At 52.0% G+C, this 17,485-nt stretch carries 15 protein-coding genes, 5 tRNA genes, 2 pseudogenes and 2 other annotated features; of the genes and pseudogenes, 15 read left to right on the top strand and 7 right to left on the bottom strand.

Annotated features, from left to right (window positions below; translation table 11 throughout):
* Nucleotides 1-103: 103 nt before the first annotated feature.
* Nucleotides 104-1,693, top strand: coding sequence for a 2-component transcriptional regulator (gene ygaA, locus SF2732; RefSeq protein ID NP_708516.3), 1,590 nt, complete (start codon nucleotides 104-106; stop codon nucleotides 1,691-1,693).
* Here the strand turns inward: ygaA and gutQ are convergent.
* The 7 genes and pseudogenes from gutQ to srlA all read right to left on the bottom strand — a co-directional run bounded on the left by gutQ (nucleotide 1,690) and on the right by srlA (nucleotide 6,635).
* Complete coding sequence (gutQ, locus tag SF2731) at nucleotides 1,690-2,616, bottom strand: hypothetical protein (protein NP_708515.4); 927 nt, start codon at nucleotides 2,614-2,616, stop codon at nucleotides 1,690-1,692. The two genes, ygaA and gutQ, sit on opposite strands and share 4 nt — an antisense overlap.
* Nucleotides 2,617-2,647: 31 nt before the next feature.
* Nucleotides 2,648-3,421, bottom strand: coding sequence for a DNA-binding transcriptional repressor SrlR (gene srlR, locus SF2730; protein ID NP_708514.1), 774 nt, complete (start codon nucleotides 3,419-3,421; stop codon nucleotides 2,648-2,650).
* A gap of 66 nt (nucleotides 3,422-3,487) precedes the next feature.
* Entirely contained in the window at nucleotides 3,488-3,847 is a 360-nt protein-coding gene (gene gutM, locus SF2729; RefSeq protein NP_708513.1) for a DNA-binding transcriptional activator GutM, read from the bottom strand.
* A 104-nt stretch (nucleotides 3,848-3,951) separates the two neighbouring features.
* Nucleotides 3,952-4,731 carry a sorbitol-6-phosphate dehydrogenase gene (srlD, locus tag SF2728; RefSeq protein NP_708512.1) on the bottom strand — a complete coding sequence of 260 codons (780 nt, stop codon included), beginning with the start codon at nucleotides 4,729-4,731 and terminating at the stop codon, nucleotides 3,952-3,954.
* Nucleotides 4,732-4,734: 3 nt separating this feature from the next.
* Nucleotides 4,735-5,106, bottom strand: coding sequence for a PTS system glucitol/sorbitol-specific transporter subunit IIA (gene srlB / locus SF2727; RefSeq protein ID NP_708511.1), 372 nt, complete (start codon nucleotides 5,104-5,106; stop codon nucleotides 4,735-4,737).
* 10 nt (nucleotides 5,107-5,116) lie between these two features.
* Nucleotides 5,117-6,076, bottom strand: a complete 960-nt coding sequence (gene srlE, locus SF2726) for a PTS system glucitol/sorbitol-specific transporter subunit IIBC (RefSeq protein ID NP_708510.1) — start codon at nucleotides 6,074-6,076, stop codon at nucleotides 5,117-5,119.
* Nucleotides 6,073-6,635: a sequence feature ('Similar to Escherichia coli K12 PTS system, glucitol/sorbitol-specific IIC component, one of two gi: 1789054 (187 aa). BLAST with identity of 92% in 131 aa. This CDS ontains frameshift. The sequence has been checked and is believed to be correct.'), on the bottom strand. Its footprint overlaps the gene before it by 4 nt.
* Nucleotides 6,073-6,635, bottom strand: a pseudogene (gene srlA, locus SF2725). Its footprint overlaps the feature before it by 563 nt. The gene srlE and the pseudogene srlA overlap by 4 nt, the downstream one beginning before the upstream one ends.
* A 255-nt stretch (nucleotides 6,636-6,890) precedes the next feature.
* On the opposite strand from srlA, the gene mltB reads away from it, so the two are divergent.
* The 14 genes and pseudogenes from mltB to gshA all read left to right on the top strand — a co-directional run bounded on the left by mltB (nucleotide 6,891) and on the right by gshA (nucleotide 17,360).
* On the top strand, nucleotides 6,891-7,976 hold the full coding sequence (mltB, locus tag SF2724; protein ID NP_708509.2) for a murein hydrolase B: 1,086 nt from the start codon (nucleotides 6,891-6,893) through the stop codon (nucleotides 7,974-7,976).
* A gap of 144 nt (nucleotides 7,977-8,120) precedes the next feature.
* Nucleotides 8,121-8,618, top strand: a complete 498-nt coding sequence (gene ygaD / locus SF2723; protein ID NP_708508.2) for a hypothetical protein — start codon at nucleotides 8,121-8,123, stop codon at nucleotides 8,616-8,618.
* A 79-nt stretch (nucleotides 8,619-8,697) separates the two neighbouring features.
* Nucleotides 8,698-9,759, top strand: coding sequence for a recombinase A (gene recA, locus SF2722; protein ID NP_708507.2), 1,062 nt, complete (start codon nucleotides 8,698-8,700; stop codon nucleotides 9,757-9,759).
* A 242-nt stretch (nucleotides 9,760-10,001) separates the two neighbouring features.
* A complete protein-coding gene (gene recX / locus SF2721; RefSeq protein ID NP_708506.1) occupies nucleotides 10,002-10,502 on the top strand; it encodes a recombination regulator RecX in 501 nt (166 codons plus the stop codon).
* A 127-nt stretch (nucleotides 10,503-10,629) separates the two neighbouring features.
* Nucleotides 10,630-13,260, top strand: a complete 2,631-nt coding sequence (gene alaS, locus SF2720; RefSeq protein NP_708505.2) for an alanyl-tRNA synthetase — start codon at nucleotides 10,630-10,632, stop codon at nucleotides 13,258-13,260.
* Between the two features lie 234 nt (nucleotides 13,261-13,494).
* Nucleotides 13,495-13,680, top strand: coding sequence for a carbon storage regulator (gene csrA, locus SF2719; protein NP_708504.1), 186 nt, complete (start codon nucleotides 13,495-13,497; stop codon nucleotides 13,678-13,680).
* Nucleotides 13,681-13,798: 118 nt separating this feature from the next.
* Nucleotides 13,799-14,485, bottom strand: a sequence feature (potential protein location (hypothetical protein SF2718 [Shigella flexneri 2a str. 301]) that overlaps RNA (tRNA-R)).
* Nucleotides 13,996-14,088 (top strand) — tRNA-Ser (locus tag SF4503). (Overlaps the previous feature by 93 nt.)
* Nucleotides 14,092-14,168, top strand: a tRNA-Arg gene (locus SF4502).
* Nucleotides 14,233-14,309 (top strand) — tRNA-Arg (locus tag SF4501).
* Nucleotides 14,374-14,450 (top strand) — tRNA-Arg (locus tag SF4500).
* A 29-nt stretch (nucleotides 14,486-14,514) precedes the next feature.
* Nucleotides 14,515-14,591, top strand: a tRNA-Arg gene (locus SF4499).
* Nucleotides 14,592-14,738: 147 nt separating this feature from the next.
* Nucleotides 14,739-15,305 (top strand): fructose-1-P/6-phosphogluconate phosphatase, encoded by a 567-nt coding sequence (gene yqaB, locus SF2717; RefSeq protein NP_708502.1) that lies wholly within the window; start codon nucleotides 14,739-14,741, stop codon nucleotides 15,303-15,305.
* On the top strand, nucleotides 15,302-15,730 hold the full coding sequence (locus tag SF2716) for a hypothetical protein (RefSeq protein NP_708501.1): 429 nt from the start codon (nucleotides 15,302-15,304) through the stop codon (nucleotides 15,728-15,730). The genes yqaB and SF2716 overlap by 4 nt, the downstream gene beginning before the upstream one ends.
* Before the next feature lie 72 nt (nucleotides 15,731-15,802).
* Nucleotides 15,803-17,360 (top strand): annotated as a pseudogene (gene gshA, locus SF2715).
* Nucleotides 17,361-17,485: the final 125 nt, after the last annotated feature.

The following is a 17,485-nucleotide window of genomic DNA, read 5'->3' as shown; positions in this document are numbered from 1 at the left end:
CAATTTATTCAGCGTGTTCTAAAAAGATGTCTTGCTAATTGCAGATTGCGTGCCAGTTTCTTATCTGATTGTTTTTACTCTATAAATAAAATTATGCTCATTAATGAGTAGTCAAAATGACTATCAATCAAATGGTCGATATGACAATATCTATAGTCAAATTGACAGTGAGGCAAAGATGAGTTTTTCCGTTGATGTGCTGGCGAATATCGCCATCGAATTGCAGCGTGGGATTGGTCATCAGGATCGTTTTCAGCGCCTGATCACCACGCTACGTCAGGTGCTGGAGTGCGATGCGTCTGCGTTGCTACGTTACGATTCGCGGCAGTTTATTCCGCTTGCCATCGACGGTCTGGCAAAGGATGTACTCGGTAGACGCTTTGCGCTGGAAGGGCATCCACGGCTGGAAGCGATTGCCCGCGCCGGGGATGTGGTGCGCTTTCCCGCAGACAGCGAATTGCCCGATCCCTATGACGGTTTGATTCCTGGGCAGGAGAGTCTGAAGGTTCACGCCTGCGTTGGTCTGCCATTGTTTGTCGGACAAAACCTGATCGGCGCACTGACGCTCGACGGGATGCAGCCCGATCAGTTCGATGTTTTCAGCGACGAAGAGTTACGGCTGATTGCCGCGCTGGCGGCGGGAGCGTTAAGCAATGCGTTGCTGATTGAACAACTGGAAAGCCAGAATATGCTGCCAGGCGATGCCACGCCGTTTGAAGCGGTGAAACAGACGCAGATGATTGGCTTGTCCCCTGGCATGACGCAACTGAAAAAAGAGATTGAGATTGTGGCGGCGTCCGATCTCAACGTTCTGATCAGCGGTGAGACGGGAACCGGTAAGGAGCTGGTGGCGAAAGCGATTCATGAAGCCTCGCCACGGGCGGTGAATCCGCTGGTCTATCTCAACTGTGCCGCACTGCCGGAAAGTGTGGCGGAAAGTGAGTTGTTCGGGCATGTGAAAGGAGCGTTTACTGGCGCTATCAGTAACCGCAGCGGGAAGTTTGAAATGGCGGATAACGGTACTCTGTTTCTCGATGAGATCGGCGAGTTGTCGTTGGCATTGCAGGCCAAGCTGCTGAGGGTGTTGCAGTATGGCGATATTCAGCGCGTTGGCGATGACCGTAGTTTGCGGGTCGATGTGCGCGTGCTGGCGGCGACTAACCGCGACTTACGCGAAGAGGTGCTGGCAGGGCGATTCCGCGCCGATTTGTTTCATCGCCTGAGCGTGTTTCCACTTTCGGTGCCGCCGCTGCGTGAGCGGGGCGATGATGTCATTCTGCTGGCGGGGTATTTCTGCGAGCAGTGTCGTTTGCGGCAGGGGCTCTCCCGCGTGGTATTAAGTGCCGGGGCGCGAAATTTACTGCAACACTACAGTTTTCCGGGAAACGTGCGCGAACTGGAACATGCTATTCATCGGGCGGTAGTGCTGGCGAGAGCCACCCGCAACGGCGATGAAGTGATTCTTGAGGCGCAACATTTTGCTTTTCCTGAGGTGACGTTGCCGCCGCCAGAAGCGGCGGCGGTGCCCGTTGTTAAGCAAAACCTGCGTGAAGCGACAGAAGCGTTCCAGCGTGAAACTATTCGCCAGGCACTGGCACAAAATCATCACAACTGGGCAGCCTGTGCGCGAATGCTGGAAACTGACGTCGCCAACCTGCATCGGCTGGCGAAACGTCTGGGATTGAAGGATTAAATAATCCCGGCCTGATAGAAATCCTGCAGGTTAATTGCGCCGGTGAGTTTGCCGTTTTCATCTACCACTGGTGCGGCAGTGATTTTGCGTTTCATCAGAACTTCTTTGGCGTCGATGGCGCGACTTTGTGCCTGTAATGTGGTGCCGCCTGTCGTCATCGCTTCATTAACTGGCGTGGTGAGTGCGCCGCCGCCTACCAGCCAGCGACGTAAATCGCCGTCGGTAAAGACGCCTTGTACCTGTTGTTGAGCGTCACATACCGCCACCAGCCCCAGACCGGTGCGGCTGAGTTCCAGCATCGCATCCATCACGCTGGCGGTTAACGCTACCTGTGGGATAGCGTCATCACGACGCATCAGATGATGCACTTTATTCAGCAAGCGAGCGCCCAGTGCCCCAGCTGGGTGGGAGCGGGCAAAATCTTCTTCATTAAAACCGCGCGCCTGCATGACCGCCATCGCCAGCGCGTCACCCATCATCAGGGTATTGACGGTGCTGGAGGTCGGCGCAAGGTGCATCGGGCAGGCTTCGCGTTCTACGGAGATATCCAGCACCGCTTTCGCCGCCAGGCCCAGCGGTGACGTCGGTTTGCCGGTCATCGCCAGCAGCGCGATAGATTTATCTTCCAGACGCGGAATAATCAGATCCAGTTCCTTCGCGCCACCGGAGTAAGAGATAAACAGCATCACATCGCGGCTTTCAATCATCCCCAGATCGCCGTGCAGTGCTTCTGCCGGATGGACAAAAAAAGCCGGTGTGCCGGTACTGGCAAGTGTTGCGGCGATTTTCTTACCAATGTGGCCCGATTTGCCAATTCCCGAAACCACCACTTTGCCTTCGCAGTGCAGGATGATATTGGCGGCGCGAACAAAATCATCGCCCAGACGTTCCGGTAAACGGCTTGCTTCCTGCAACTCCAGCATTAACGTCTGACGTCCCGTGTTCAGTAGTGCTTCACTCATTGCTCTCTCCGGTTATGATCACATCGATCCCTTTCTCTTCCAGCGCCTGACGAAACGCCGGATCGATACCTGCGTCGGTAATTAGCTTATCGACGCTTTCAAGACTGCAAACTACGTTGGGGCTTTTACGGCCAAACTTTGATGAGTCCGCCATCAAAATCACTTCGCGCGCGGCATTGCACATTGCCTTACTGACGGTATAAACCTCGTTGAACGTGGTTACGCCCGCATTGAGATCGATGCCGTCGGTGCCCATAAACAATTTATCGAAGGTGAAATGCTCGAAGGCATTCTCTGCCAGTTGCCCGTGAAATGAGGCCGATTTTTTGCGAAATGTTCCGCCTGGCATCAGGATAGTTTGTTCGTTATCCAGTTCGGATAGCGCATTGACGATATGCAGGCTGTTGGTCATCACCGTGATGTTATTAAAGCGCGAGAGCAGGGGAACAATCTGCAAAACGGTACTGCCAGCATCAAGAATGATCGAATCGCCATCATGGATAAAACTAACGGCAGCTTCTGCAATCAGCTCTTTCTTGTGGGTGTTGATGAGCGTTTTATGATCGATAGGCGGATCGGATTCCTCTTTATTCAACACCACTCCGCCATAAGTACGAATGACGGTTCCGGCATGTTCCAGAATGACCAGATCTTTGCGAATGGTTGTGCCTGTGGTGTCAAAGTATTGCGCCAATTCTTCAACCGAGCATTTACCCTGCTTTTGCAGATACTCCAGAATGGCGGCCTGACGCTGACGAGGTTTCATGGGCGTGATTACCTGATTTAGGTTTCAAAATGATAACTTCGCAAGCAAGTAACATTCACAACGAAATTATCCACGTTTCAGTTTAAGCGCCAATGATAGAGCATTCTGTGATAGTGGATCATGGGGAAAGATCACATCGGGCTGTAAATCACCCGCATGCATGCCGGTAATTGCGGGAATTTTTTGCGGTCGGGCGAAGACAGTCAGTCCTTTCATAAACAAGGTGTCGACGATGCACTGCTGATCGTCCAGCGCGATGGCGACCACGACCCGCGGTTTAAAGCGCCCGCTGGAACGGTCCACGCCAACCCGCCCTTGCTGGCATAGTGTGTCGAAGGCACGGTTAAAACGAGAAATTTGCCAGCCGCCTAAGGCCAGTTGCGCACACCAGGCGATAACGGCGACGGTGATGAGTGCGGATACCATAACTTTTCCTTAATGTAGTGGCGGAAGTCCTGTATGCCTGATGAGCGTAGCGCATCAGGCATTCTATAGTCTCACGGAGATCCTTAACGGATCTCCGCTGTTGATCAGAACATCACCTGACCGCCGGTGACATTGATCGACTGTCCGGTGCAGTACGACGCCTTAGGACTGGCGTAGAACAGCAGCATATTCAGCACATCTTGATAATCGCAGCCGCGTTTGAGCGGTACTTTGTCGATGTAATACTGCTCGACTTGATCCGGTTTGATACCCAGCTTGGTCGCGTATTGTGGCAACAGTGACTGGAACATCCGCGATTTCAGCAGGTTACCGAGCATCAGTGAATGCACCGTAATGCCGTACTCCGCCAGATCCAGCGCCAGTGATTGAGTCAGCCCGACGCCACCAAATTTCGCTGCGCTGTAGCCAGAGTTGTGTTTGCTGCCCACTTTGCCGGATTTCGAGTTGATCTGAATAATGCGACCCTGAATCCCGTCGCGGATCATCAAACGCGAAAATTCACGGGCACACAGGAAATAACCCACCAGATTCACTTGTAGCGAACGGTCAAAATCGCCGAGCTGGAAGTCGCTGATAAAGGCTGCTTTTGCTATTCCGGCGCTATAGACCAGCAAATCCACGCGACCAAAGATTTCATCTACCCCACGAGAGAGCGCCAGAACGCTTTGCTCGCTAGTGGCGTCAGCACCAAAACCGTACGCCATACCTTCACCATATTCGGCGTTAATTTCTTGTGCCACATTTGCGGCTTTGTCGCTCTGAATATCGACAACCGCGACGCGATACCCCTCGGCAGCCAGACCGTGGCACAGGAACGCGCCTAAGGTTTGCCCACCACCGATGACAACGGCAACCTGATTCATTTTTTACTCCTTAACAGATTCAAACTTCAAAACCGATCCCGGCGCGATATCGTCGGGTACAGGGCCTGCCACATGGACAGTGCCCGGAAATTCCGCTTCGTTTAAACCATCGAAGCGCAGGGTGACATGACCCAGTTCGCGAAGGTTGTCTTCCGCCACGCTGCCAACAGCGGTCACCGGATAGCGATGCTGCCCGAGTGAAAATTGCAAACCGGGATGGAGTGCACCTTTCAACTCGCCGTGGCAATGAATGAAGCAATACTCTTCGAGGTCCGCTGGCGCGCCTTCACGAAAGGTGATGAGCATCTGGTCGCTGAGGGCGTCAGTGGCACTCGCGCCGATACGGGTGATGGTGGTCTGATAAATAACGGTCATGTTTCAGCCTCTATTGATAGATAAAACCGGAGACAAACCAGGCGATCAGTACAGTCGGCGCGCCGGTTAAAAAGCGGCTCACCAGTACAGAAGGGACACCGACGCGAACCGTGTCCTGACGGGCTTCCGCCAGCGACAAACCGACCGGGATGAAGTCGCAAGCCGCCTGCGCGTTGATGGCAAACAGTGCCGGTAAAGCCAGATGCGGCGGAATATTGCCGAGACCAATCTGCACGCCAATCAATACGCCGATAACCTGTGCGATAACTGCGCCTGGGCCGAGGAAAGGTGAAAGCAGTGGGAAGGAGCAGATGAGCGCCAGCATGACCAGACCCAGTGGATGGCTCGCTAGCGGAGCAAGACCGTGGGCAATCCAGTCACCAAGGCCAGAAGCCATAATGATGCCAATGAGCGCCGAGACGAATGCCATAAACGGCAGAATGGTTTTTAATACAGTGTCGATGGTGTCACGACCAGACTGAAACAACACGGCAACGGCGGACCCCATGCCCATTCCCACCTTCGCCAGTAAACCATCGCTTTGTTCGGTGATTTTCTTACTGGTGTCATAGTCACGGCCCACGGAAGAGGGTTGTGGTGTCGCATCACCCACTACAGTGATGTTTTCTTCTTTTACGCCAGAGACATAAATATCTTCCACAATGTACTGCGCCAGCGGACCGGACTTGCCCGTCGAGTGGATATTAATGGTGGGAATACGTCGTTTCGGATAGATGCCGCAGCGTAATGTGCCGCCACAGTCGATTACCGCGACACCAATTTCCGCCTCCGCGGGTTCACCTTCTTTAAATCCGTCAATAGCCTGCCAGCCAGTAAGTTGTGCCAGTTTGTCAACAATCGCAGGCCGGGTACCGGCGGTGATATAGACGATTTTTTTGCCCGGCGTGGCTTCCAGCTCAAGCGGGCCGCCCCAGCCACCCGTTCCTTTTTCGATCCGAATACGCGTCATGATGTTGCTCCTGCCAGGTGAACTTTTTGTTCAAGTTGAATGCCCATCTTTTTCTCAAAAATGGCGGTGGTCAGATCGGTCACCCAGCCGCGGAAGAAATTGGTGACCAGACCAACCAGCAGATAACTCACCGCCAGTGGGCCAAGTGGCAGGTTCAGCGTTGTCAGACCGCTGGCAATGCCAAGATAAACAAACAGTTCGCAGGGTTGATATGGGGGAAGAGGCCATTCATTGAGTGGCAGCTATAAGAGGCCGCCGCGTAGTAGCTGGGTTTGTACTTTTCCGGCATAAAGCGACCCAGGCTTAAGGTCATCGGATTGCAAAAGACAAACGTGCCAATGCACGGTAACAGTAGGTAACGGGAAACAGGGTTACCGGCGCAACGTTGAGCAAAACGTTCAATACGATGCTGACCGATAAAATTAATCAGTGCGTTCATGATAACCTGCAGGCTAATCAACAGCGGAAGAATGCCGGTCACCATCCCGGTAAACACCTCTCCGCCCTTTTGGAACAGCCCGATAAACCACTCTGCACCATGAGTAATGGTTTCTATCATTGTTCTCTCCTTCAGGATTTATTGTTTTATTACCAAACGGCAACCTAATCTAATCAGGTTGAAAGGTTTAAAAGTGTTATTTTGATCGTAAAATGAAAGATAAATATTTTAATTTGAAAGTTTGAATAAAAGTATAGCGAGGGGAATGAGTTGAGTTATGTAAAGTCCGTATCGGGCAGTGACTACCGCTTCCTTGTGCGGGGTGTGATGCTTTACCATACTTGCCCCTGGTTGAATCTGTTAAATGGACCCCTCATGTTCAAGCGTCGTTATGTAACATTGCTTCCCCTTTTTGTGTTGCTTGCCGCCTGTAGCAGCAAGCCAAAACCTACTGAGACTGAAACGACCACCGGAACGCCGTCTGGCGGCTTCCTGCTTGAGCCGCAGCACAATGTGATGCAGATGGGCGGCGATTTCGCTAATAACCCGAATGCCCAGCAGTTCATCGACAAAATGGTGAACAAACACGGTTTCGATCGTCAGCAGTTGCAGGAAATTCTCTCCCAGGCGAAGCGTCTGGATTCGGTACTGCGGCTGATGGATAACCAGGCACCAACCACATCGGTGAAACCGCCATCAGGTCCGAACGGCGCATGGCTGCGTTATCGCAAAAAATTTATTACGCCGGACAACGTGCAGAACGGTGTGGTTTTCTGGAATCAGTATGAAGATGCGTTGAATCGCGCGTGGCAGGTGTATGGCGTACCGCCGGAAATTATCGTCGGGATTATCGGCGTTGAAACCCGCTGGGGGCGCGTGATGGGGAAAACTCGCATCCTCGATGCGCTGGCAACGCTGTCATTTAACTACCCACGCCGCGCGGAGTATTTCTCTGGCGAGCTGGAAACCTTCCTGCTGATGGCGCGCGACGAGCAGGACGATCCGCTCAATCTGAAAGGTTCCTTTGCCGGGGCGATGGGCTACGGACAGTTTATGCCGTCGTCTTACAAACAATATGCGGTAGATTTCAGCGGCGACGGGCATATCAACCTGTGGGATCCGGTTGATGCGATCGGTAGCGTGGCGAACTATTTCAAAGCGCACGGCTGGGTGAAAGGCGATCAGGTCGCGATAATGGCAAACGGTCAGGCTCCAGGCTTGCCAAATGGTTTCAAAACTAAGTACAGCATTTCGCAGCTTGCCGCCGCAGGTTTAACGCCACAGCAGCCGCTGGGCAACCATCAACAAGCCAGCCTGCTGCGTCTGGATGTTGGCACCGGCTACCAGTACTGGTACGGTCTGCCGAACTTCTACACCATCACCCGTTACAACCACAGCACCCATTACGCAATGGCGGTCTGGCAGTTAGGACAAGCCGTGGCGCTGGCGCGAGTACAGTAGCTATTTACAAGAGGGGGGCGTGAGCTTCCCTCTGGCTAATCAGCTTTTTTCTGAATCCTCCTCGTAAAATTGCAACGCCAACACCATCTTCCTGACGAAAGTGCTATCTTGTCCGGCATAAATTTTTGACTGACAGAGGTTGTGATGACTGACAGTGAACTGATGCAGTTAAGCGAACAGGTTGGGCAGGCGCTGAAAGCCCGTGGCGCAACCGTAACAACTGCCGAGTCTTGTACCGGTGGTTGGGTAGCGAAAGTGATTACCGATATTGCCGGTAGCTCCGCCTGGTTTGAACGCGGATTTGTCACCTACAGTAACGAAGCCAAAGCGCAGATGATCGGCGTACGCGAAGAGACGCTGGCGCAGCATGGCGCGGTGAGTGAACCCGTCGTGGTGGAAATGGCGATAGGTGCACTGAAAGCGGCTCGTGCTGATTATGCCGTGTCTATTAGTGGTATCGCCGGGCCGGATGGCGGCAGTGAAGAGAAGCCTGTCGGCACCGTCTGGTTTGCTTTTGCCACTGCCCGCGGTGAAGGCATTACCTGGCGGGAATGCTTCAGCGGCGACCGTGATGCGGTGCGTCGTCAGGCTACTGCGTATGCATTGCAGACCTTGTGGCAACAATTTCTACAAAACACTTGATGCTGTATGAGTATACAGTATAATTGTTTCAACAGAACATATTGACTATCCGGTATTACCCGGCATGACAGGAGTAAAAATGGCTATCGACGAAAACAAACAGAAAGCGTTGGCGGCAGCACTGGGCCAGATTGAGAAACAATTTGGTAAAGGCTCCATCATGCGCCTGGGTGAAGACCGTTCCATGGATGTGGAAACCATCTCTACCGGTTCGCTTTCACTGGATATCGCGCTTGGGGCAGGTGGTCTGCCGATGGGCCGTATCGTCGAAATCTACGGACCGGAATCTTCCGGTAAAACCACGCTGACGCTGCAGGTGATCGCCGCAGCGCAGCGTGAAGGTAAAACCTGTGCGTTTATCGATGCTGAACACGCGCTGGACCCAATCTACGCACGTAAACTGGGCGTCGATATCGATAACCTGCTGTGCTCCCAGCCGGATACCGGCGAGCAGGCACTGGAAATCTGTGACGCCCTGGCGCGTTCTGGCGCAGTAGACGTTATCGTCGTTGACTCCGTGGCGGCACTGACGCCGAAAGCGGAAATCGAAGGCGAAATCGGCGACTCTCACATGGGCCTTGCGGCACGTATGATGAGCCAGGCGATGCGTAAGCTGGCGGGTAACCTGAAGCAGTCCAACACGCTGCTGATCTTCATCAACCAGATCCGTATGAAAATTGGTGTGATGTTCGGTAACCCGGAAACCACTACCGGTGGTAACGCGCTGAAATTCTACGCCTCTGTTCGTCTCGACATCCGTCGTATCGGCGCGGTGAAAGAGGGCGAAAACGTGGTGGGTAGCGAAACCCGCGTGAAAGTGGTGAAGAACAAAATCGCTGCACCGTTTAAACAGGCTGAATTTCAGATCCTCTACGGCGAAGGTATCAACTTCTACGGCGAACTGGTTGACCTGGGCGTAAAAGAGAAGCTGATCGAGAAAGCAGGCGCGTGGTACAGCTACAAAGGTGAGAAGATCGGTCAGGGTAAAGCGAATGCAACTGCCTGGCTGAAAGATAACCCGGAAACCGCGAAAGAGATCGAGAAGAAAGTACGTGAGTTGCTGCTGAGCAACCCGAACTCAACGCCGGATTTCTCTGTAGATGACAGCGAAGGAGTAGCAGAAACTAACGAAGATTTTTAATCGTTCGTTATTGATGATAATAGATAATGTGTGCACGGACGGTCCCCTCGCCCCTTTGGGGAGAGGGTTAGGGTGAGGGGAACAGGCCAGCACTGGCGTGAAAAATTACTCTCACCTCGATCCTCTAACGAATTGGGCCTGCGGGAACATTCTGCATACTCATTGACTATTAAATCTGTTTATCAGCAAAACCTGGGGCGCATCTGCGGCCCTTTTGCTTTTTTAAGTTGTAAGGATATGCCATGACAGAATCAACATCCCGTCGCCCGGCATATGCTCGCCTGTTGGATCGTGCGGTACGCATTCTGGCGGTGCGCGATCACAGTGAGCAAGAACTGCGACGTAAACTCGCGGCACCGATTATGGGCAAAAATGGCCCAGAAGAGATTGATGCTACGGCAGAAGATTACGAGCGCGTTATTGCCTGGTGCCATGAACATGGCTATCTCGATGACAGCCGATTTGTTGCGCGCTTTATCGCCAGCCGTAGCCGCAAAGGGTATGGACCTGCACGTATTCGTCAGGAACTGAATCAGAAAGGTATTTCCCGCGAAGCGACAGAAAAAGCGATGCGTGAATGTGACATCGACTGGTGCGCACTGGCGCGCGATCAGGCGACGCGAAAATATGGTGAACCTTTGCCAACTGTCTTTTCAGAAAAAGTTAAGATCCAGCGTTTTCTGCTCTATCGTGGCTATCTGATGGAAGATATCCAGGATATTTGGCGAAATTTTGCCGACTGAACGCATACGGTATTTTACTTCCCAGTCAAGAAAACTTATCTTATTCCCACTTTTCAGTTACCAGCCCGGCGGTTAAGACACGCTGGAGCTGGTGGCGATATTTCGTTAGCTTGATTTCAGGATAATTATGAGCAAGAGCACCGCTGAGATCCGTCAGGCGTTTCTCGACTTTTTCCATAGTAAGGGACATCAGGTAGTTGCCAGCAGCTCCCTGGTACCCCATAACGACCCAACTTTGTTGTTTACCAACGCCGGGATGAACCAGTTCAAGGATGTGTTCCTTGGGCTCGACAAGCGTAATTATTCCCGCGCTACCACTTCCCAACGCTGCGTGCGTGCGGGTGGTAAACACAACGACCTGGAAAACGTCGGTTACACCGCGCGTCACCATACCTTCTTCGAAATGCTGGGCAACTTCAGCTTCGGCGACTATTTCAAACACGATGCCATTCAGTTTGCATGGGAACTGCTGACCAGCGAAAAATGGTTTGCCCTGCCGAAAGAGCGTCTGTGGGTTACCGTCTATGAAAGCGACGACGAAGCCTACGAAATCTGGGAAAAAGAAGTCGGGATCCCGCGCGAACGTATTATTCGCATCGGCGATAACAAAGGTGCGCCATACGCATCTGACAACTTCTGGCAGATGGGTGACACTGGTCCGTGCGGCCCGTGCACCGAAATCTTCTACGATCACGGCGACCACATTTGGGGTGGCCCTCCGGGAAGTCCGGAAGAAGACGGCGACCGCTACATTGAGATCTGGAACATCGTCTTCATGCAGTTCAACCGCCAGGCAGATGGCACGATGGAACCGCTGCCGAAGCCGTCTGTAGATACCGGTATGGGTCTGGAGCGTATTGCTGCGGTGCTGCAACACGTTAACTCTAACTATGACATCGACCTGTTCCGCACGTTGATCCAGGCGGTAGCGAAAGTCACTGGCGCGACCGATCTGAGCAATAAATCGCTGCGCGTAATCGCTGACCACATTCGTTCTTGTGCGTTCCTGATCGCGGATGGCGTAATGCCGTCCAATGAAAACCGTGGTTATGTACTGCGTCGTATCATTCGTCGCGCAGTGCGTCACGGCAATATGCTCGGCGCGAAAGAAACCTTCTTCTACAAACTGGTTGGTCCGCTGATCGACGTTATGGGCTCTGCGGGTGAAGACCTGAAACGCCAGCAGGCGCAGGTTGAGCAGGTGCTGAAGACTGAAGAAGAGCAGTTTGCCCGTACTCTGGAGCGCGGTCTGGCGTTGCTGGATGAAGAGCTGGCAAAACTTTCTGGTGATACGCTGGATGGTGAAACGGCTTTCCGTCTGTACGACACCTATGGCTTCCCGGTTGACCTGACGGCTGATGTTTGTCGTGAGCGCAACATCAAAGTTGACGAAGCTGGTTTTGAAGCAGCAATGGAAGAGCAGCGTCGTCGCGCGCGCGAAGCCAGCGGCTTTGGTGCCGATTACAACGCAATGATCCGTGTTGATAGTGCATCTGAATTTAAAGGCTATGACCATCTGGAACTGAACGGCAAAGTGACCGCGCTGTTTGTTGATGGTAAAGCGGTTGATGCCATCAATGCCGGCCAGGAAGCTGTGGTCGTGCTGGATCAAACGCCATTCTATGCGGAATCCGGCGGTCAGGTTGGTGATAAAGGCGAACTGAAAGGCGCTAACTTCTCCTTCGCGGTGGAAGATACGCAGAAATACGGCCAGGCGATTGGTCACATCGGTAAACTTGCTGCGGGTTCTCTGAAAGTGGGCGACGCTGTGCAGGCTGATATTGATGAGGCTCGTCGCGCCCGTATTCGTCTGAATCACTCCGCAACGCACCTGATGCACGCTGCGCTGCGCCAGGTTCTGGGGACTCATGTATCGCAGAAAGGTTCACTGGTTAACGACAAGGTGCTGCGCTTCGACTTCTCACACAACGAAGCGATGAAACCGGAAGAGATTCGTGCGGTCGAAGACCTGGTGAACGCACAGATTCGTCGCAATTTGCCGATCGAAACCAACATCATGAATCTCGAAGCGGCGAAAGCGAAAGGTGCGATGGCGCTGTTCGGCGAGAAGTATGATGAGCGTGTACGCGTGCTGAGCATGGGCGATTTCTCCACCGAGCTGTGTGGCGGTACTCACGCCAGCCGCACTGGTGATATTGGTCTGTTCCGCATCATCTCTGAATCGGGTACTGCTGCAGGCGTTCGTCGTATCGAAGCGGTAACCGGAGAAGGCGCTATCACCACCGTTCATGCAGACAGCGATCGCTTAAGCGAAGTCGCGCATCTGCTGAAAGGCGATAGCAATAATCTGGCGGATAAAGTGCGCTCAGTACTGGAACGTACGCGTCAGTTAGAAAAAGAACTACAACAGCTTAAAGAACAAGCTGCCGCACAGGAGAGCGCAAATCTTTCCAGTAAGGCAATTGATGTTAATGGTGTTAAGCTGTTGGTTAGCGAGCTTAGCGGTGTTGAGCCGAAAATGTTGCGTACCATGGTTGACGATTTAAAAAATCAGCTGGGGTCGACAATTATCGTGCTGGCAACGGTAGCCGAAGGTAAGGTTTCTCTGATTGCAGGCGTATCTAAGGACGTCACAGATCGTGTGAAAGCAGGGGAACTGATTGGTATGGTCGCTCAGCAGGTGGGCGGCAAGGGTGGTGGACGTCCTGACATGGCGCAAGCCGGTGGTACGGATGCTGCGGCCTTACCTGCAGCGTTAGCCAGTGTGAAAGGCTGGGTCAGCGCGAAATTGCAATAATATAAGCGTCAGGCAATGCCGTGGACTCGCTTCACGGCATTCGCATTAACGCTATCGACAACGATAAAGTCAGGTTGAAGTTGTGTATATCGGCTAAACTTAGGTTTAACAGAATGTAATGCCATGACTGCTTACATGTAATGTGTTTGTCATTGCTTACTTTTTGGCGTTATATGATGGATAATGCCGGGATACAGAGAGACCCGACTCTTTTAATCTTTCAAGGAGCAAAGAATGCTGATTCTGACTCGTCGAGTTGGTGAGACCCTCATGATTGGGGATGAGGTCACCGTGACAGTTTTAGGGGTAAAGGGCAACCAGGTACGTATTGGCGTAAATGCCCCGAAGGAAGTTTCTGTTCACCGTGAAGAGATCTACCAGCGTATCCAGGCTGAAAAATCCCAGCAGTCCAGTTACTAATCTTTCCGCGTCTCATCTTTATCGGTGAGACGCACCCTCAAAATTTCTCCTTCACTCTATAGTCTTTTCGCTTTACTCCCGTTCATTCAACTTAAGTCTCCATTTTTTTGCATTACTGCTATCTGCCAGACCTCCGTTTTTCTGTAGATAAAACACTCTTTTTGACGCTTTTACAGACTAATTGAGCGTGAAGTGTGCAAACGATAAAAGTGTGGGAAAAATTGTTTGACTTATAAGTCTCAGAAAGTAATATGTGCGCCACGCAGCGATGATGAGCGATAAACAAGTTCTTCGAAGCACTCGTAAGAGGCGTGTGGTGAGGTGGCCGAGAGGCTGAAGGCGCTCCCCTGCTAAGGGAGTATGCGGTCAAAAGCTGCATCCGGGGTTCGAATCCCCGCCTCACCGCCATTTGCATCCGTAGCTCAGCTGGATAGAGTACTCGGCTACGAACCGAGCGGTCGGAGGTTCGAATCCTCCCGGATGCACCATCTCTTACTTGATACGGCTTTAGTAGCGGTATCAAAAAATCTGCAGTAAAGTAAGTTTCCCGATGCATCCGTAGCTCAGCTGGATAGAGTACTCGGCTACGAACCGAGCGGTCGGAGGTTCGAATCCTCCCGGATGCACCATCTCTTACTTGATATGGCTTTAGTAGCGGTATCAAAAAATCTGCAGTAAAGTAAGTTTCCCGATGCATCCGTAGCTCAGCTGGATAGAGTACTCGGCTACGAACCGAGCGGTCGGAGGTTCGAATCCTCCCGGATGCACCATCTCTTACTTGATACGGCTTTAGTAGCGGTATCAAAAAATCTGCAGTAAAGTAAGTTTCCCGATGTATCCGTAGCTCAGCTGGATAGAGTACTCGGCTACGAACCGAGCGGTCGGAGGTTCGAATCCTCCCGGATGCACCATATTCTCCAAAAAATTTCCTTCAAAAATATCTCATTTCTAAATAACTACTTTATCCATTTCCTGAATTTTCTTCTCCTTCGCCATCAGCGACAAAATCAAGCAATTACGCTAAAGTAGCGTCATATTTTTCGACTTGCGAGAAGACCATGTACGAGCGTTATGCAGGTTTAATTTTTGATATGGATGGCACAATCCTGGATACGGCGCCTACGCACCGTAAAGCGTGGCGCGAAGTATTAGGGCACTACGGTCTTCAGTACGATATTCAGGCGATGATTGCGCTTAATGGATCGCCCACCTGGCGTATTGCTCAGGCAATTATTGAGCTGAATCAGGCCGATCTCGACCCGCATGCGTTAGCGCGTGAAAAAACAGAAGCAGTAAGAAGTATGCTGCTGGATAGTGTCGAGCCGCTTCCTCTTGTTGAAGTGGTGAAAAGTTGGCATGGTCGTCGCCCAATGGCTGTAGGAACGGGGAGTGAAAGCGCCATCGCTGAGGCATTGCTGGCGCACCTGGGATTACGCCGTTATTTTGACGCCGTCGTCGCTGCTGATCACGTCAAACACCATAAACCCGCGCCAGACACATTTTTGTTGTGCGCGCAGCGTATGGGCGTGCAACCGACGCAGTGTGTGGTCTTTGAAGATGCCGATTTCGGTATTCAGGCGGCCCGTGCAGCAGGCATGGACGCTGTGGATGTTCGCTTGCTGTGAGTGAAGCGTTATCGCTTTTCTCGTTGTTTGCCAGTAGTTTTCTCAGCGCTACACTATTACCCGGCAACTCCGAAGTCGTGCTGGTGGCAATGTTGCTTTCCGGGATCAGTCATCCCTGGGTTTTAGTTTTAACAGCAACAATGGGTAATAGCCTTGGAGGGTTAACTAACGTTATCCTTGGGCGTTTCTTTCCATTGCGTAAAACATCGCGCTGGCAAGAGAAAGCTACCGGCTGGCTGAAACGCTATGGTGCAGTCACGCTATTATTAAGCTGGATGCCCGTGGTTGGCGATTTACTGTGTCTGTTAGCGGGATGGATGCGCATCTCCTGGGGGCCAGTAATCTTTTTTTTGTGCCTTGGTAAAGCGTTACGCTATGTTGCAGTTGCAGCAGCGACCGTTCAGGGCATGATGTGGTGGCACTAATTGTAGGCCTGCACATATGGTCACCATTACAGTTATGCTAATTAAAACGATTTTGACAGGCGGGAGGTCAATTTGATCCCGGACGTATCACAGGCGCTGGCCTGGCTGGAAAAACATCCTCAGGCGTTAAAGGGGATACAGCGTGGGCTGGAGCGCGAAACTTTGCGTGTTAATGCTGATGGCACACTGGCAACAACAGGTCATCCTGAAGCATTAGGTTCCGCACTGACGCACAAATGGATTACTACCGATTTTGCGGAATCATCGCTGGAATTCATTACACCAGTGGATGGTGGGGATTGAACATATGCTGACCTTTATGCGCGATCTGCATCGATATACGGCGCGCAATATGGGCGATGAGCGGATGTGGCCGTTAAGTATGCCATGCTACATCGCAGAAGGTCAGGACATCGAACTGGCACAGTACGGCACTTCTAACACCGGACGCTTTAAAACGCTGTATCGTGAAGGGCTGAAAAATCGCTACGGCGCGCTGATGCAAACCATTTCCGGCGTGCACTACAATTTCTCTTTGCCAATGGCATTCTGGCAAGCGAAGTGCGGTGATATCTCGGGCGCTGATGCCAAAGAGAAAATTTCTGCGGGCTATTTCCGCGTTATCCGCAATTACTATCGTTTCGGTTGGGTTATTCCTTATCTGTTTGGTGCATCTCCGGCGATTTGTTCTTCTTTCCTGCAAGGAAAACCAACGTCGCTGCCGTTTGAGAAAACCGAGTGCGGTATGTATTACCTGCCGTATGCGACCTCTCTTCGTTTGAGCGATCTCGGCTATACCAATAAATCGCAAAGCAATCTTGGTATTACCTTCAACGATCTTTACGAGTACGTAGCGGGCCTTAAACAGGCAATCAAAACGCCATCGGAAGAGTACGCGAAGATTGGTATTGAGAAAGACGGTAAGAGGCTGCAAATCAATAGCAACGTGCTGCAGATTGAAAACGAACTGTATGCGCCGATTCGTCCAAAACGCGTTACCCGCAGCGGCGAGTCACCTTCTGATGCGCTGTTACGTGGCGGCATTGAATATATTGAAGTGCGTTCGCTGGACATCAACCCGTTCTCGCCGATTGGTGTAGATGAACAGCAGGTGCGATTCCTCGACCTGTTTATGGTCTGGTGTGCGCTGGCTGATGCACCGGAAATGAGCAGTAGCGAACTTGCCTGTACGCGCGTTAACTGGAACCGGGTGATCCTTGAAGGTCGCAAACCGGGCCTGACGCTGGGTATCGGCTGCGAAACCGCGCAGTTCCCGTTACTGCAGGTGGGTAAAGATCTGTTCCGCGATCTGAAACGCGTCGCGCAAACGCTGGATAGCATTAACGGCGGCGAAGCGTATCAGAAAGTGTGTGATGAACTGGTTGCCTGCTTCGATAATCCCGATCTGACTTTCTCTGCCCGTATCTTAAGGTCTATGATTGATACTGGTATTGGCGGAACAGGCAAAGCGTTTGCAGAAGCCTACCGTAATCTGCTGCGTGAAGAGCCGCTGGAAATTCTGCGCGAAGAGGATTTTGTAGCCGAGCGCGAGGCATCTGAACGCCGTCAGCAGGAAATGGAAACCGCTGATACCGAACCGTTTGCGGTGTGGCTGGAAAAACACGCCTGACAGAAAAGAAAAAGGCCACTCGGGAGTGGCCAAAATTTCATCTCTGAATTCAGGGATGATGATAACAAATGCGCGTCTTTCATATACTCAGACTCGCCTGGGAAGAAAGAGTTCAGAAAATTTTT

This window comes from Shigella flexneri 2a str. 301 (genome assembly GCF_000006925.2).
Lineage (GTDB): Bacteria > Pseudomonadota > Gammaproteobacteria > Enterobacterales > Enterobacteriaceae > ECMA0423.
The sequence above is the reverse complement of the archived record's forward strand: the minus strand, read 5'-3'. Positions and strand labels throughout refer to the sequence as shown.